The sequence below is a fragment of the Coleofasciculus chthonoplastes PCC 7420 genome (assembly GCF_000155555.1).
GTDB lineage: Bacteria > Cyanobacteriota > Cyanobacteriia > Cyanobacteriales > Coleofasciculaceae > Coleofasciculus > Coleofasciculus chthonoplastes_A.
Window position 1 is genome coordinate 14,953 of sequence record NZ_DS989858.1, and the last position, 16,781, is coordinate 31,733.

At 44.2% G+C, this 16,781-nt stretch carries 17 protein-coding genes; 4 read left to right on the forward strand and 13 right to left on the reverse strand.

The annotated features are described in order from the left end of the window. From MC7420_RS40220 to pipX, 4 genes are all read right to left on the reverse strand, one after another. A partial coding sequence (locus MC7420_RS40220; protein ID WP_198016537.1) for a pyrroline-5-carboxylate reductase family protein occupies window positions 1–389 on the reverse strand: 389 nt, incomplete at its 3' end. A gap of 51 nt (window positions 390–440) precedes the next feature. Continuing rightward, a complete protein-coding gene (locus MC7420_RS22865) occupies window positions 441–1,025 on the reverse strand; it encodes a cell division protein SepF (protein ID WP_006103375.1) in 585 nt (194 codons plus the stop codon). A 336-nt stretch (window positions 1,026–1,361) separates the two neighbouring features. Further along, a complete protein-coding gene (locus MC7420_RS22870; protein ID WP_006103390.1) occupies window positions 1,362–2,033 on the reverse strand; it encodes a YggS family pyridoxal phosphate-dependent enzyme in 672 nt (223 codons plus the stop codon). 66 nt (window positions 2,034–2,099) lie between these two features. Then, window positions 2,100–2,363, reverse strand: a complete 264-nt coding sequence (gene pipX / locus MC7420_RS22875) for a transcriptional coactivator PipX (protein WP_006103405.1) — start codon at window positions 2,361–2,363, stop codon at window positions 2,100–2,102. 476 nt (window positions 2,364–2,839) lie between these two features. Between pipX and MC7420_RS22880 the strand changes: the two genes are divergently transcribed. Further along, entirely contained in the window at window positions 2,840–3,313 is a 474-nt protein-coding gene (locus tag MC7420_RS22880; RefSeq protein ID WP_006103379.1) for a molybdenum cofactor biosynthesis protein MoaE, read from the forward strand. 416 nt (window positions 3,314–3,729) lie between these two features. On the opposite strand, the gene MC7420_RS35595 is transcribed toward MC7420_RS22880, so the two are convergent. From MC7420_RS35595 to MC7420_RS22905, 5 genes are all read right to left on the reverse strand, one after another. After that, window positions 3,730–4,827 (reverse strand): hypothetical protein, encoded by a 1,098-nt coding sequence (locus tag MC7420_RS35595; RefSeq protein WP_052307539.1) that lies wholly within the window; start codon window positions 4,825–4,827, stop codon window positions 3,730–3,732. Window position 4,828: 1 nt separating this feature from the next. After that, window positions 4,829–6,457, reverse strand: coding sequence for a restriction system-associated AAA family ATPase (locus tag MC7420_RS22890; RefSeq protein ID WP_006103326.1), 1,629 nt, complete (start codon window positions 6,455–6,457; stop codon window positions 4,829–4,831). Further along, the gene (locus MC7420_RS35600; RefSeq protein ID WP_006103472.1) at window positions 6,454–7,974 is read right to left on the reverse strand and encodes a restriction endonuclease subunit S; all 1,521 of its coding nucleotides are present in this window, start codon (window positions 7,972–7,974) and stop codon (window positions 6,454–6,456) included. The genes MC7420_RS22890 and MC7420_RS35600 overlap by 4 nt, the downstream gene beginning before the upstream one ends. 167 nt (window positions 7,975–8,141) lie before the next feature. Next, window positions 8,142–8,366, reverse strand: a complete 225-nt coding sequence (locus tag MC7420_RS22900; protein ID WP_044209138.1) for a hypothetical protein — start codon at window positions 8,364–8,366, stop codon at window positions 8,142–8,144. Between the two features lie 16 nt (window positions 8,367–8,382). Then, complete coding sequence (locus tag MC7420_RS22905) at window positions 8,383–9,837, reverse strand: class I SAM-dependent DNA methyltransferase (RefSeq protein WP_006103440.1); 1,455 nt, start codon at window positions 9,835–9,837, stop codon at window positions 8,383–8,385. Between the two features lie 117 nt (window positions 9,838–9,954). On the opposite strand from MC7420_RS22905, the gene MC7420_RS44145 reads away from it, so the two are divergent. From MC7420_RS44145 to MC7420_RS22920, 3 genes are all read left to right on the forward strand, one after another. Further along, complete coding sequence (locus MC7420_RS44145; RefSeq protein WP_006103420.1) at window positions 9,955–10,221, forward strand: selenium-binding protein SBP56-related protein; 267 nt, start codon at window positions 9,955–9,957, stop codon at window positions 10,219–10,221. A gap of 368 nt (window positions 10,222–10,589) precedes the next feature. Beyond that, window positions 10,590–12,494 carry a sulfite reductase, ferredoxin dependent gene (gene sir / locus MC7420_RS22915; protein WP_006103360.1) on the forward strand — a complete coding sequence of 635 codons (1,905 nt, stop codon included), beginning with the start codon at window positions 10,590–10,592 and terminating at the stop codon, window positions 12,492–12,494. Window positions 12,495–12,756: 262 nt separating this feature from the next. Beyond that, on the forward strand, window positions 12,757–13,368 hold the full coding sequence (locus MC7420_RS22920; RefSeq protein ID WP_006103463.1) for a LysE family translocator: 612 nt from the start codon (window positions 12,757–12,759) through the stop codon (window positions 13,366–13,368). Window positions 13,369–13,780: 412 nt separating this feature from the next. On the opposite strand, the gene MC7420_RS22925 is transcribed toward MC7420_RS22920, so the two are convergent. The 4 genes from MC7420_RS22925 to MC7420_RS22935 all read right to left on the reverse strand — a co-directional run bounded on the left by MC7420_RS22925 (window position 13,781) and on the right by MC7420_RS22935 (window position 16,748). Beyond that, window positions 13,781–14,974: a helix-turn-helix domain-containing protein gene (locus MC7420_RS22925; protein WP_006103328.1), complete on the reverse strand. Its 1,194-nt coding sequence runs from the start codon at window positions 14,972–14,974 to the stop codon at window positions 13,781–13,783. A 97-nt stretch (window positions 14,975–15,071) separates the two neighbouring features. Beyond that, window positions 15,072–15,263 (reverse strand): hypothetical protein, encoded by a 192-nt coding sequence (locus MC7420_RS40230; protein WP_006103371.1) that lies wholly within the window; start codon window positions 15,261–15,263, stop codon window positions 15,072–15,074. A gap of 50 nt (window positions 15,264–15,313) precedes the next feature. Next, window positions 15,314–16,006 carry a hypothetical protein gene (locus MC7420_RS22930; RefSeq protein WP_006103414.1) on the reverse strand — a complete coding sequence of 231 codons (693 nt, stop codon included), beginning with the start codon at window positions 16,004–16,006 and terminating at the stop codon, window positions 15,314–15,316. Window positions 16,007–16,034: 28 nt separating this feature from the next. Further along, window positions 16,035–16,748, reverse strand: a complete 714-nt coding sequence (locus MC7420_RS22935) for a HEAT repeat domain-containing protein (protein ID WP_006103386.1) — start codon at window positions 16,746–16,748, stop codon at window positions 16,035–16,037. Window positions 16,749–16,781: the final 33 nt, after the last annotated feature.

A 16,781-nucleotide genomic window follows, 5' to 3' on the forward strand; every position in this document is an offset into this window, starting at 1 on the left:
GCTGGGGTATTGGGCATCGCCCGAATGACTGGCTGATGCTCAAATACGGCTTCGAGTTCCGTTAACGACACACCCGCTAAAATCGAAATCACCACTGGCAAGTTTTCGGAAGCTGGGGAATGATTGTCATCGTTTGACACCAAGCCACTCGCTACCACCTTAAACACTTGAGGTTTAATTGCCAAGAGTAAAACCTCGCCAGCTTCCGCCGCCACCCCGTTATCCGAGGTTACATTAACCCCATAGCGCTGGCTTAAATCCTCTCGTCGCTGGGCTTGGGGATCACTAACCAGCACCTGATCAGGGCGATAAACTTGCTGTGCGATCAGGCGGGATAAGATCGCTTCTCCCATTACCCCGCCGCCGATTATGCCAAGTTTGATAGACACCCACCCTTCCTTTAGTGAACGGACATTCGCTTTTCGACAATCTCAATTGAATTACTGAGCCATACGTTCCGGCTCAGACGTCCAACTGGGAGGAGGCGCTGAACGTGACGCACGAGTTTGTTCAGCAACTTCGTGAATGACACCCGATTGAGTGCTTACTTGTACACAGCTTGGTGTAAATAGGAAAATACTCTCACCAATGCGTTCTTGATGACCGTCGATCGCATACGTTCCACCAGCGACAAAATCCACTGCTCGTTGAGCTTGATCAGGGTCCATCATGGTTAGATTTAAAACCACTGACTTGCGCTCTCTCAGGGCTTGAATCACCTGGGGCATTTCTTCAAACGAACGCGGCTCAATCACGGCGACTTCCGAAATCCCGTTAACCGCTCCCGGCATACCAATCACATTGTTCATATTTACCGCTCCCATTCCTGAATCCGATCCTACAACGGGACGTTCCCGAACCCGACGTCGAGGAGGACGTTCTTCCTCCGCAGGCGCTGGCATAGGTGGTTCTTGCTGATATAGATTTTGATACGTCTCTCCATCCACGTCCTCGTATTCATACTCATATTCGGGATCATTCGGACCGACCACAAAATCTCGCAGCTTGTTAAAAATATTGTTCATTGGATCTACTCTCCATCACAACTTTAGGGTTTGTCGGGAAACGCTAAAATCGACCCTCGTTGAGGTATCAGTCTTTAACTCTTGCGGGTTGAGACCAAAACCTCAAGCAAACGGCTAGCTTACCCCGCGATCGCCTAACATTTCCTACCACCGGAGCTTGTCAAAAGTAAGCCCTTAGTATACACCCGCTTCTAATCAAACGGGTAGTTCTATGCCCATAACGGTGAAAACACTCAGGGATTACTTACAAGACAATACTTATCATAAGAGTTATTTTGGCACTATACAGCAGTTGCTTACTCATGATGCTAATTAATAACTCCATTCCTCACCGACTTAATCCCCGCGTTCACCAAAAATAATTCGCCCGAGTCGTACCATCGTTGCACCCGCTTGGATGGCTAGGGCGTAATCCTCTGACATTCCCATAGAAAGCTGATGCATTCGCAAATTCGACCAATTTTGCTGTCCAATTTCATTCGCCAGATCCCGAGTCCGCTCAAAGACACCCAGAGTTTCCTGGCGGGACAATCCCAAGGGGGGAATCGTCATTAACCCCTGAATTTGCAACGCCTTACACTGATCCAGTTCAGGTAAAGCCTCTAGCAATTCCGGTATCGTCCAACCATATTTATGGGGATCAGGCATAATTTTGACTTGGAGACAGATTTGGGGACTGACAGCCAACTCACAAGCTAATTGATTCAGTCGCTGGGCTAACTTGAGGCTGTCACAGGAATGAATCCACTGAAATTGAGTTAAAGCTTTTTTTGCCTTATTGCTTTGAAGATGTCCGATCAAATGCCAGGTAATGTCAGGCAAATCTTGCAGTTCATCCTGTTTAGCCGCCGCTTCTTGAACTTGGCTCTCGCCAAAATCTCGCACGCCAGCTTGATAGGCTTCGCGTATCGCCTCTACCGATACTCGTTTAGTCACAGCAATTAACCGCACGTCGGGCGGTAGCTGTTGGCGAATCTGAGCAATACGTTCTGTAATTGAGCCTGTCATGATGTGAGATGAGCAATAAGGGAGTCACGAGAGAGGGTGAATCATCCAAAAATCTACCGCTACTGCTCATTGGAATGTTTGCTTATGAATTTTCTGAAGCTGCTCAAAATCTTTGGATGCACCCATACGACGGAGAATGCGGAGACGATTTTCCACTAAATGGCGAGCATCTGAACGACTAATCGGTTCAAACGCCAAACCATTCGAGCCTGTCGTCACCAAAAAAAATAGACGCTGGGCGTAAAGGGTAGTGAACAGTTCCTGGTTGTCTTCAACCATGCAAACGCGAAAAAGTAAACCAAAGGTTGGATGATTTAGATAGGTTTCCATTAAAACCCTGCAATAGACCTGTTAGACAACAGATTGGACATAAGAGAATAAGTATGGGAAGAGATGCCGTATAGGTTAGTCATTGTTAAACACAATTATCAATAGGTCAGCAAGAGATCAGCTAAATTAGTTTACAGCGTTATTATTGATTGCCCCAAACTTACCACAGCCCTTCAGAGTGCTACTATCCTCAAAAGGTTATATCATGCTTAGCATCGCTTAAGGCATCCTCTGGTCATCGTAATTTCGAGTGAAACTCCTCCCTCAGCAGATCCTTTGCCAGCTCAGGATACTGCTAGTCATTAACTGAGGGGTCTGACCCCTCCCCTTTCCCCCTCCCCGAACCTCTCCCGACGCCTCTCCTACAAGGGGAGGGAAGAGGAATTGTTTAATTAGAGCCTATCGCAGCAATATTGGAATCTCCCTGCACCTGTGCGCTAAAAAGAAAATATTCTCCATCTACCCGCAAAATCGCCATGTCTATAGCCTCTCCCAAAAAACCACAAACTAATGATAGCTTCGCCATAACCTTTGCTCCCCTATCCCTCGCCGATGTCTATACCCTCGCCGATGATCCTGCCAATGGTGCTGTCGTCGTCATGAGTGGCACTGTGCGTAACCAAACCGAAGGCAAACCCGTTGTGTCACTGGAATATCAAGCCTACGAACCCATGGCATTGCGTGTCTTTGCCACCATTGCCCAAGACATTCGAGGGAAGTGGGCTGACGTCAATCGTGTCGTCATTCACCATCGCATCGGACGCCTACAAATTGGTGAAATTAGCGTCTTGGTTGCCGTCGGCTGTCCCCATCGTTCCGAAGCCTTCGCTGCCTGTAAATATGCCATTGATACTTTAAAACATAACGCTCCCATCTGGAAAAAAGAACATTGGGCAGATGGTGCCAGCACCTGGGTGAGTATTGGCGCGTGTGAGCAAATGAATCAGTAGGTTTCAAGACTGATTCATTGACAAAAACAAAGAGCTTGTGATAATAGAGCAACAGCTTATGGCAATTTGTCTGTTGGCTTCACTCTTGTTAAATCAGGCTAACCCCAAAACCGTTGTCGAACAGCCCGAAGTAGGTTCAGGTGAGTAAAGGAGAGCGATCGCGCTCAATAGAGAGGACATTCATGTTGCTTGTCACCTTTGTAGGAGTAGGTTGGGTTGAGGAACGAAACCCAACCAGAGCGGGTTAGGTAAACATTCTGTCCAACCTAACATGTACCCTTTACCCCACACTCACCAAAGAACAAAAAGACCAGATTCCCCAAGTGTTGCGGGTATGGCGCACATCGAAGCCGCCCTAGTCGAAACGCCAGTCGAAATAGTACGTTCAAGAGCATCGTCAGGAAACCGCGATCGCACTAAACGCTGACACCGACAACATTCTTAATAAACTGAATAAGTCGTTCATCGCCATTCTTGCAATGTCTGTGTAGCATTCGGAATACAGCCGCTTTCAAGAACGCTTTATCTTTGAATCCATTACTTTCTTGATATGATGTATATTTTCTAATAGCATCAATTAATTCTTCAGTAGAAGTGGGCACAGAGTCCCCATACTTACAATAATTTCCAAATTCTCTCAGATAAGAAGTAAATCCTTCATTCAATACATCTCGTTCATATCGTTCTCGAATGTGGAACACATCATCCCAAGTCGCCACTTCTTCAGAATTAGAGCCAAAATCAATGTTCCATTTTGGTAGTTGCTCTCCAGTTTTTCCGAGTTCCCCAGCAAAAGGCTGACTGTTATCAAGGGACACAGTAAGCGTTTCGTGGTTATAAGGATCAAATGACTTACGACGAGTACCATCATCTTTTCTAAGAATATCCTGAGCCAGCTTATAGCGTGAATTGCATTTGTTTCCCATTGGCACAAGGTTGCGTAAGTTTGCCGCCGCAAAAGCATATTTTTCTTTTGATAGATAATGATCTAATGCTTCACGGCGTGCCCCTGGTGCATCGAAGTCCTCATATCCACAAAACGGGCAGATGTGATAAGAAGCCGCATCATAGATTGCTTTGTAGTGCTGATCGCGAATTTCTAAATCTTGAAGAATATTAAAGGCGTAATTAAACAGATCAGTTACTGGTTTTTGAATGATTTGAGGTAAATCTTGAATTGCCTCACAGTCATGTTGGCAAGACAAAAGAAGGGCTATCTTATTTTGATCATTGAATGCTTGTAAGATTTGCTCTCGTTCGGAAGCACTAATAGTTTTCAATAGTTCCTGATAGTTCTTCAATTTATCCCCCAAGCTTAGTCTTCTTGGATTAGGCTTATTCGATATATTTAAACGACGTTTCAGCCGACTTCGATAGGGTTCTGAAATCAATTCAGACCAGTCTATTGATGTATTTCCACTGTCTAAATTGCTATGAATGGCTTGCAGTATTTGACCAAGACACTCGTGGAGCCAGTTCTCTGCTGTCGCTGTAATTGGATAACCAAAAAGCATTCTAAACTCCGTCCCTATTTCTTACCTGCCGTAAGTGATCGACAAGAAATGCTTTCTCTACAGAGTCTCCCAATTCCTGAATTCCTGCTTGAATTTCTTCTGGATGATCACTCCTCATGAGTTTTTCAATTTTGTCACGCGAACGTTGAGAGATAGGTGGGCGAATTCGGAAGCATTCTTCGATAATCGTATCAAATGTAGAACCAAATGTTTCAACATCAGGATTTTCAATTTGGATCTTATCGTGTTCATTTTTACTAAATATAAAAACTTTCTCTCTTTGCATATCTGAAGGAATAAAGGGGGCGTGTGTTGTCAGCAAACAGTCTTGCCTAGCTGCTCTAGAGGGTTTTCTGCGCTCTCCATCCTTTGTGGGCAAATCAAATATGCGAGAAATGAATTTTACCCGCCATTGTGGGTTGAAATGGGATTCAGGTTCATCAAGTAGAAAAAGTATATTAGGAGACGACAACATGCAAAACATACCGAGAAGCTGACAAAGTTGGTGTTCACCATCAGAAAGCGATACATAATCTACCTCTTCCTCATTTATTTCTTCGCCAGTCTTTTGCTTACGAAAAATAACTCGTTCAAATCGAAAAACTTTATCTTCATCTTGAGGTTCAGGAAGGCGCGAAGCAAATCGTCTTGTTCTTGTATCTCTCCGAAATCGATCGCGTGTCTTCTTTGATAACACTAAGTCATTTAACATGGCAAGTTTGTGAAATGACGAATAAAGATTAAGGGCATTACCCCAAAAGGAACGAAATGCTTCTCTCGTCTGCTCATTAATCCAGTAATCGAATATATAGGTTTCTGTTTTATCATCGTAGGTATAGCAGGTAGCACATCGCTGGAGCTGATCAATATAAGTCTCAAGTTCATCAGTTAATTGTATGCCCTTACGTTTAGTTTTTTTCTGGCTTTTTTTCTGATGCGCCAGTTGAATGATACAACGAAATGAATGTAGATCTTGCAGTTGTGCTTCTTTTAGAAGTGCCTCCCGTTGAGAATCTTCACCTAGTAGAAGGTTGGCGACGAGAACTTCAAGATGCGTTTCATAGTCGATCAGCATCAAGCGAGTATCAGGAACAGATTGACTTCGGGTTGCTACATTCAAGGCTCTTCGCCCTACTTCATCTGCATATCCACTACGGCTTACCAGGAAGGGTAGACTGAGTGTTTCGTTATTACCTGATGTGTAACCAACAACCTTTTGAGGCAGTAAGGCATGAGTTTCAGGAGCTTTCGGATCGCAATCTATCCAATCATATTCCTCCCTTCTCTGGATTATCAGGGGTGGATGTTTCTTGTCAACAGCTTCCCGTGATATGCGGACGCGAATAGGCGGCTGTTTCTCTTCTGGGCAAATAAAATACTCAATTTCAAATTGAATATCGGGATTACCTTCAATACGCTCTTCCTCACTAATACAAGTATGAAAGACTGACTGAAATATCTCGGCTATCACTTGCAAAAACTGAGATTTTCCTGAGCCATTTGGTCCAATAATGCACAAGGGATCAAATGAAGAATAGTCATTTAATGGGCTTCGCAATCCCACATTTACATCATCCAGTAATCCACCACACGTCTCAGCCGCAATAATACAGACTCGCAAAAGCTTCATTGATACCTCCTCATAAAACGCATTGCCTTCGTTTCTGAATCAAAGATCTGGATAATGCTTGGCTCAGATTCATCAAGCAATGTAAATAATATATCTTTAATTGAATCATAATCTCCACTCATTTTTTTATTTATATCACTATACAATTCATCAAAAGAAAATGTATTGTTAGGGAGTTGATGAATGAGCTTTGTTAGCGATTGACTAGATATCTTGGTCATATTGGATTTACTGCGATTGACAACTCTCTTTGGTTTATTCGGTTGTGCTGCACGTTCGGCGCGAATGCGCTCAAGTAGCACTGAAACGGGTTCATCATCGGGATCTTGTGGCACTAACTCACCACGAAATGCTTTAGACAACAAAGTAGGTGTTAGCTGCTCGACTCGTGTAAGGGCATTTTGATAGCGAGCTTCAATGCGATCTGCATAGGCATACAGCTTTTCGATACATTGAACAATTTCCTGTTGCTCTGCGTAATCTGGAATTGTAATGGGCAAACGTTCCATCACTGATTTACCCAATGTAGGAACTCCTGCATTACTATTCATCTCTGATAGAAGCCAATCAATGCAAAATTCTTGACGAAGAAACCAAAGAAGATAAGAAGGTAATATGTTGTCAGCTTTTACTCTGATGATAAAAACTGTATGGCTGAATACATAACGAATATTTTGGGGAGGATTACGGGCAAGACCTAAACGTCCTTTTCGAGCGAAAATAATATCATCATTTAAGAAGTCATGAGCTGCTTTTCTCGCTTCGTAAAAATCATATTTTATCAATTTTGCAGATGAAGTATCCCAATCGTTTAATCCAGACATTTGCTCCGTTGCAAGAATTGGAATTGTTCCACCTTTGTAGGATGGATATCGGTGCGAAGGATTCGGATCAATTACATCGGCAAAATCAGACAGCTTTCCAACAATATTTTGATGATTATAAGCTAAATTTTCTGCATTGTTTTTAGACCAATATTGCGTAATTTTTCCTGATATTCCATCGGTAAGAATAGCCTGTCGCAATTGTTGGATAATAAACGACACACGAATCAGTCTATCGCGACACGCATCCACCCGCGCCAACAACGCATCGAGTTTATCAGCAATACGTTTTTGCTCATTGAGGGGGGAGAGATGAATTTGTACACGGTAAGCATCTTTACGATTAAGACTTGGTATTGCAGTAGCTTTATCCAACTCGCTCAAACCAAGATTTTTGAGTTGATAAAACCAATATCGTGTTGGCATACCATGAAACTGATCCACATAGTAAGTAGTATCAATCGGGAAACAAGCTCCAGGCGAAAAATGCACTTCTCCAACACTTCCCTTTCTACCGATGATTAGCGTTTCCCCATCAGTTAAGGGTTCATCGTGATAACCAACGATCCCATTTGAGCCATAAACAGGAAAACCAGCACCACTTCTGGCACGCTCAGGTAGCGACTTTCCGTAATTAAAACGTAGAAGATCACCTAAAGTTACCCCAATCCAAGATAGTGGATGCTCACTCATGCCTCAACCTCCCAATCTTCAACTTGCAACCCATCCACACGCTCAAACTCTCTTATATTATGTGTCACTAACGTTTTCTTCAATAGGAACCGACTCTAGCCTCTGCTTTTCGTTTAAATTTCTGCCTTTTAGATAAATGATGCAGAGGTTTGTATCAAGAAAATATTTCATTCTAGGGGTTCGCCTTCAGCTTGTTCATTTTGAGGATGTCTAATAAATGAGTCATCCTGGATACATCCGTAAAACCGTGAAACAGAGGCAGCTTCAACCCCTTTAGGTAGCGTCGTTTGATAGACAATGACAACCTCGATATCCGTATCTCTCATGTCAGGTAAATGAACCTTCAAAAGACCATCACTACCGATATGGGATTTTAGTGTGATGCTCTGCATCGTTCTCACGCTGTACCTACAAACTGATTTCTTCTCCCAATTCTTGCACAATGCCCTGTAACTCGGCTATTGCTGCTTCCAGTTCACTGATTGCTTCCTGGGCAAGGATTGCCGGTTCAGGTAACTCGCCGTTCTCCTCTTCCCGTTCATCCTTGAGCCAGGAGATGTCTAAATTGTCGTCACGTTCAGCAATCCAGTCACGGGAAAATCGTCTAAAGCGTCCTTCTTCTCCGGTGTCAGTACGCTGTGCCAAACTAGGAGAACCACCCAATGGATCATCGCCAAAGAAGGCTTCAAACTCAGCAAAATATTCACGCCTCAGCGATGTCCGCCGACCAAACTGGGGAGTATTAGTCCGCAGGTCATATACCCACACTTCCTTCGTATTGCCTGTTTGCTTCTTACCACGGGTAAAAAATAACACGTTTGTCTTAACACCTTGAGCATAGAAAATACCAGAGGGTAAACGCAAAATCGTATGAAGGTTACATTTGTCCATTAAAGCAGTCCGGATCTGCCGTCCCACGTTGCTTTCAAACAGCACATTGTCAGGAAACACGGCAGCAGCACGACCTCCGGGCTTCAACCCCAGGTAGATGTGTTGCAAGAAGCAAAATTGTTTATTGCTGGTGGGAAACTCAAAATCTGAACGGTTGGGTAAGCCTCCACCTTTTTTGCTACCAAATGGCGGATTGGTGAGAATCAGCGTCGCTGGCGGTAAGGCTTGTCCATCCGGTGAAAGCGTATCACCATACTGTATGCCTGCACCTTGGGGAGCAGAATCTAGCCCATGGAGGATCAAATTCATTAATGCCAGACGATGGGTGTCTTGGACATGCTCCATGCCATAAAAAGTATTGCCGTGATATTTGTTGTTTTGTTTGTTAGTCCAACTATTCGGATTACTATGTTCTCGGATATAGCGATTGGCAGCAATTAAGAATCCACCTGTACCCGCAGCAGGGTCTTGAATAATATCATCCAGGGTAGGACGCATTACACGCACCATACTGTCAATTAGTGGACGGGGAGTGAAATACTGTCCAGCCCCAGCTTTCTTTTCATTGGCGTTTTTCTCTAACAACCCTTCGTAGATATCACCCAGTCCTTCTCGCTTGGCACTGTACCAGTCAAGCTTGTCAATCTTAGTGACTAGGGTGGAAAGTGTCGTGTCCTTTTTAATAGAAGAATGGGCATCGGTAAAAATTTCTTTAACCAACGTAGAGCCGTGACTGCCTAAATAGCTCAACAGCCCCTTATAGAATTCCAAGGGCTTCTCTGTTTGTCCCTCTAGATCATCCCAGCGATAACCCTCCGGAAGTTGACGCTCGGTGCTGGTTTCCTTTGCCATCTTCAGAAACAGCAGGTACGTCAGTTCGATCACATACTGATGGTAGGTTACTCCGTCGTCTTTGAGGATATTGCAGAGATTCCAGAGTTTGGCAACAATGTCATGGGTAGCAGTACTCATAAGTAAAAATTATACACCTTACACGTCATCGTGCAAAAGCCCATCATCGCAGATCGGGCGAAAAATTAGCGCCAAATATTCGGATAAAATCAAAAATCAAGAATTAAACGTTGTCCTATGAGCCATGCTTGTTGTAGACCCGGTTACGCTTCCCCTGAAGCGGCAATGAAAGCAGACCGGGAAACGGTTCTCTATACCATCGCCCTCTATACGGGTACGGGAATTTATCTAATTGTTTGTGGGTTTTGGGGGAGCAATAAGACCCACGCCATAATTTTTAATTGGGCGTTGGGATACACTGGACTCCCCCAACCTCAATGTGGTAAATTGACATTGACTTCGATACATCTGCTCACAAAGCTAGTTGAAATTGCTGCACCGTGAGTTGAGTAACGAATTCGATAACAACAACCAACGCAAATCAAACTAACTAGTACCGCTGGGCTAGCGGGAATGGAAACTGCCTGTGCAGACGGTCTACCGGGGACTGAAATGTACTCGTCTCAGTCTAGGTAAGTGTCGAAATCCCCTGAGCTTCGACAGGCTCAGCTACCGCGTAGCCGAAGGGGAAAAAGCAGGAAATCCAAGTTGTGAAGCTTGGAAGCCCACACTAGAATCTTTGATTTGGTGTGGGAGGATGTCACATCAAAGTCGCGCCCACACTTATTAAACAGGTATTAGGATCAGAATATTCAACGTAATCCCCATAGAGTTACGGTAATATAGCTGATCCGTTCGGACTTATAGCATCCATGGTTGTATCTCAGAATCCCTCTGTACAGAAAACGTCTAAACTTGAAGGCATAAAAGAACGCAGTAACTGCTTACGCGAACCCGTAGCCAGTGAGTTGCTGGAAGACACCACCCATTTCAGTGGTGATGCCGTACAAATTCTTAAATTTCATGGTTCCTACCAGCAAGATAACCGCGATAACCGGGTTAAAGGGCAAGAAAAAGACTATCAGTTCATGCTGCGAACCCGTTCTCCCGGCGGGTTTATCCCCCCCCAACTCTATCTGACGCTGGATCAACTCTCTGATGAGTACGGGAACCATACCATGCGAGTCACCACTCGCCAAGGGTTTCAGCTTCACGGCATTCTCAAAAAGAACTTAAAGGCAACAATTGCCGCCATTGTTCGCAATATGGGTTCAACCCTGGGCGCTTGCGGGGACTTAAACCGCAACGTTATGGCACCTCCTGCGCCGTTCAAGACTCGTCCTGACTACCAATGTGCCTGGGAGTATGCCGATAAAATTGCCGATTTATTAACCCCTCAGACGGGCGCTTATTATGAAATTTGGCTGGATGGGGAAAAGGCAATTAGTGCTGAAGAAGCCCCAGAGGTGAAAGCGGCGCGTCAGCGTAATGGCAATGGTACGATATTCGCGGATAAAGAAGAACCGATTTACGGGGAACACTATATGCCCCGTAAGTTTAAGTGTAGTGTTACCGTTCCTGGCGATAACTCTGTTGATCTCTACACCCAAGACGTCAGCTTAGTGGTGATGATGAATCAGCAGGGAGAATTAGAAGGATTCAATGTTCTCGCGGGTGGTGGTTTAGGGCGCACCCATAATAAGGAAGAAACCTTTGCCCGTATGGCTGATCCGATTGGCTATGTGGATAAAGATGATATCTTCGACTTAATCAAAGCGATTGTGGCAACTCAGCGAGACTATGGCGATCGCGTAAATCGTCGTCATGCTCGAATGAAGTACCTAATCAATGATTGGGGGGTTGATAAGTTCCGCGCTAAGGTTGAAGACTACTTCGGTAAGCCTATCGCCCCCTACAAACCTCTCCCTGCCTTTAAATACAAAGACTATCTGGGATGGAATGAGCAAGGAGACGGTAAGTTATTTTTAGGCATTTCCATTGAGAATGGGCGAGTCAAAGATGAGGGGAATTTCCAACTAAAAACAGCTTTACGGGAAATTGTCAAGCAATTTGACCTACCCATGCGGCTAACACCTAATCACAATGCCATTCTGTATGAGATTGAAAAGAACCAGCAGCAATCCATTGAACAGATTCTCAACCAACATGGGGTACAAATCACCCCAGAGGGAATCGAACCCCTAGTCCGCTATTCCATGGCTTGTCCCGCCCTACCCACCTGTGGGTTAGCGATTACTGAATCAGAACGGGCAATTCCAGGGATTACCGAACGAATTCGGGCGCTGTTGGACAAGCTGGGATTAAAGGATGACCATTTTGTCATCCGGATGACGGGATGTCCCAATGGATGTGCCAGACCTTACATGGCAGAATTAGGATTTGTGGGCAGTGCGCCTGGGAAATATCAAATGTGGTTAGGCGGTTCACCGGATCAAACCCGGTTAGCACGAGCCTATATCGAAAAACTGCCGATTGAAGAACTTGAATCCTTCCTCGAACCCATGTTCATGCAATTCAAGCAACAGCGCGAACCTGGGGAAAGTTTCGGTGATTTTTGCGATCGCGTGGGATTTGATGCGATTCGGGAGTATTCGGCTAATTACGAATTCCCCAAACCCACCAAGAAAACCCGACATCGGATTTCCCTCAACGATGACCTTTACAGCCGTCTCAAAGACGCCGCCGCCAGTCAAGGTAAACCGATTAGCCATCTGGCTGCTGACGCGATCGAGGCGTTTCTAAATCAGTCATCTTAAATCGAGCTTAACTGATTAAGATTGATTGGGTAGGGGCACGATAGTATCGTGCCCTTTATCAAATACCGTACTCCCATTGCGCCTTCACATTTTTGGGTTTCGTGGCTTAACCCAACCGACTGGCGTGACACACCTTATTTGATGAATTAGATTCGGCTTGTAGTAAGGGAACCTTGGTGCCTATATTCTGCCCTAGTAACAGGCGTTAACCCAACCTACAACCTATCCCCCAATTAACGATTTAATTGTTATGCAAAGCAGTATGACCTTTAGCACCATTGTTGCATTATTCAGTGCAATGGTTGTTCTGGCTTCTATTCCCAGTGTCAGTGTATTAACTGTTTCCACCCGATCCGCTACGTCTGGATTTATTCATGGTGTTTTCACAACCCTAGGAATAGTCGTCGGTGACATCATTTTCATTCTCATCGCCATTTGGGGTTTATCACTGCTGGCAGCAAAAATGGGAGGTTTATTTTTCCTGATTAAGTACCTGGGTGGTGCTTATCTTGTCTGGTTAGGTATAGGGTTATGTCGGGCAAAATTGAATAAGGTGGAGACAGCAGCCGTTATGGAATCTTCTTGGCTGTCTAGTTTTATCGCCGGATTATCTATTACATTAGCTGATCAAAAAGCAACTTTATTTTATCTGGGGTTTTTCCCAGCTTTTATTGATCTGTCCCAAATCTCTTATCTTGATACTATCATTATTATCGCGATTACTATCGTAGCTGTAGGCGGTGTCAAACTCGGTTATGCATTCATGGCGGATCAAGCGAGATTACTGATCAGTTCGAGAATAAGAAAAGGAATCAATATGATTGCCGGCTGTATAATGATTGCTGTTGGCGTGTTTTTGATGATCAAACCTTAATTGACCTTTATCGAATAATTATGTTAGCTTGAACAAGCTGTAATGCATTTAAATGGGTGTTAGTAGTGAGTTGAATTGGGTATTAGTAGCGATTTGAATTGGGTGTTAGTAGTGATTTGAATTGGGTATTAGTAGCGATTTGAATTGGGTGTTAGTAGCGATTTGAATTGGGTGTTAGTAGCGATTTGAATTGGGTATTAGTAGCGATTTGAATTGGGTATTAGTAGCGATTTGAATTGGGTATTAGTAGCGATTTGAATTGGGTGTTAGTAGCGATTTGAATTGGGTATTAGTAGCGAGCAAGATGCAAAGCCTACGGCATGGCTTCGCTTAACGCACTACAAGGACTCACAATTTTTGACATTATGGTTTAAATGCCGAACAGCTTAACTGTGAATTCATCTCATCCTCCTTAACGTCTCTCCCGTACCACCCATTCTTCAAAGAGTTTTGAACCCATCCTGTATCGCTCATCATCTACCTGGTGAATCACACCTGTTCCCGTCAAAACTTCCAGCGCATCCGCAACTTGTCCAAAACTAAATTGTGCTTGTTCTGCTAATGTTTCAGCCGTTCCCTCTCGCTGCTGAATAAGGGTACGATAAACGGTTTGTTCTACCTGACTAAAACCATAAGATCGTTGATCTTCATCCCACCAAGCGGAAAAATCGCGGTCATGTTTTCGTTGTTGATGCAACATAAAACTCTCAGTCGAACGGGATTTTCCCATCTGATAATCATCGAAAATTTCATTAATGAGTTGTTGAGTGAGATAGGGATGATATCCCGCCCAGTCTAGAATCGTATTAACTCCCGATTCTGTGAGAGGAACATCTTCATTTTGACTGCGTTGAACAATCAGCGATCGCGTGTCGGATTCGGTTAATGTCCCTAACCATTCTACATCGGCAATATTCAGCAGCGGAGAACCGACTCGTTGCTGATAATCTTTTAAGTCACGATAGCCAGAGAAACAGAATCCTAAGAAAGGGTTGATGGCGGTGTCGGTGTCTTTTAATCCCCGCAGATAACTCCAAGCATCATTTGCCCAATCTTGGCGGACAATAATTTCTGCGCCATCTAAGAGGAAGCAAATGCCTTCAAGTTTGTGCTTTTGTAGGTGTTTAATGATTTTCAATAAATCTTGGCGGAAGTCTTCGTGAATTAAACGCCGTTCTTGATGGGGATTGGTAACATTTAATTTAAATCCAGATATGCCAATTTCGCCGCCAGAGAACTGTCTGATTAAGCGGCGATAGGTTCGTCTCAAGCTTAATCGAGACTCGGCGTTGGGTGATTGGGTTTGCTTTTGGATAAGCGCTTCTTGTAATCGTAAAATTAGCAAATATCGTAAGTTATCTAGACTTTCGGGTTGTTCTTGTTGTAAGTTAAAAAGAACGGGAAAAGCGCGGCTATTTTGGTTGAAAAGCGTCCATTGAATAGCATTCAACGTGCTAGTTTTACCTAAACGGCGTCCACCGAGAATGATTCTCACTTGAAAAGGCGATCGCATGACGTTGGCGAGGAGTTTCTGACGTCCAAAAAAGTAGTCGGGTTTCGAGATAGCGAGTCTAAAATTATCAAAGGGGCGATTGTTATTCGTCATTTGTCATTTGTCATTCGTCATTTGTTAGCTAAAACGACAACATACTCATCATAAACCTTCTGCCTGGTTGGTGAGCTTGTCGAACCACTGCCTTTTGCTATAGCTGCCATTGTTGCATCTGTTCGGGTTTCATGTGCATCCGTAGCCAGCGTGATAGAAGGGGAACCTGTAACTGATAGTAATCCTTGTCCGCGATCGCGTCTCGATGGATTAATCCTACGGCTTCTAGCCAGAGTAGGGCGTCTAGACATTGGCTTTCGGTGAATTCGGGGTTGAGTCGAGTGAACAAGGCTTCCTCGGTTATCTGTGGCTGAGTCTCTTGATTACAGGTGAGGAGTTTCAGCAGCGCGATCGCACAGAGTTTGTAGTGAGCGCTTTAGCGCTTCTGGCAGAGTTTGTAGTCAGCGATTTAGCGCTTCTGGCACTAAAGTGCCTACTACGAACCCAATTGAATTTCGTATCCTTTGATTGAGGATGGTGTTCATTCACTAATTTGCTCAGTTGTTGTAGGATTTGATTGAGTAATTCAGCCCCATAACGCTGTTTTCCGCCATAGCGTTGCAGGTCAATATGAACAACAGGATGCTGGCGCATGGCAAAACTTAATTGTAGGAGAATGGAGGTTTTGCCAGATTTGCGTAAGCCAAAAAGTCCAATCCCTTGGTTACGACGAAGTTCTTCTTCCAGACGATTAAGAAGTTCGACACGACCAAAAAACGAGAGAGTATCGCCAATAGCATTCCGATCATCAAACAAGTCAGCACCGGGTAAATAGCGGTCTGTATATTGGGCTAAAAGTCCAGAAGCTGTGCTACTATCTAATAACGCTTGTTCAATCGCGGCAAAAGGAATCGGAATCAGGATAAAATGGTCGCGTAGTCTAACTTCCGCCATCCGCATTCGGAAAAGGGTATCTGGTGGTTCTTGATACAACAGGATACCCGCTTTTTGGTGAGAATTTCCCGTTAATTGGCTAGATTGTTTGACTAACTCCGTTACGTCTTCGGCAACAGGTTGGTCAAGGGTGAGCATGATTGGTAAAGGCGTATAAGATTTCAATCTACCTGGAATTGAGATAAGTTTGAGACAGAATGCGATCGCGTCGTTCAGCGTTCAGAATAGTTAGAGAGTCTCGTATTGTCTCAATGTCTTCCTGTTTAAACCCTGCTTGAACTGGATTGATGTTCTCCTCAATAGCTTGGAAAGAAGTGATACGATTTTGAGCCTGTTCTAAATTAGAGATAGCTTGCACTAAATCAGATGTGGATAGACGCTCTACCTTATCTGTGCGGTTTTCAGCAATTTTCGCGATAGCAGACGCTGCATTAGTGTGAATGAGTTCATGCTCACTTTGTAAGGCTTCAGTCAGACTGGGAAAAGCCAGTGAACTCATTTGACTTAGAGCAAAAGTCGCACTATATCGAGCCGATGCGTTTTCATGTTTAAGAGTTTCGATTAAGCTGGGAATAGCAGGTGAACCAATCTTGATTAAGGCAAAGGTTGCTCTGAGGCGAACCACTTCATCTTGCTCAGTTTTTAGGGCTGTAATTAACGCTGGAATAGCAGGTTCTGAACCCATTTCCCCCAAAGCTGAAGCCGCTTGACTACGCTTGCGCCAATCGTCATCGTTTTTTAATTGTTCTATATAGGAGGACGTTTCTTTCTCAACGGATTCTTTTCCCCATCCCTGACTCACACTCAGCAGCGGGAATGAAAGGCTGATACAGCCAATTATGATGAAAGTAAAACCATTTCGTTTAGCTTGTGTAAGCATAGCATTGATTCAAGTTCGTTCGTAGTTGCGCTG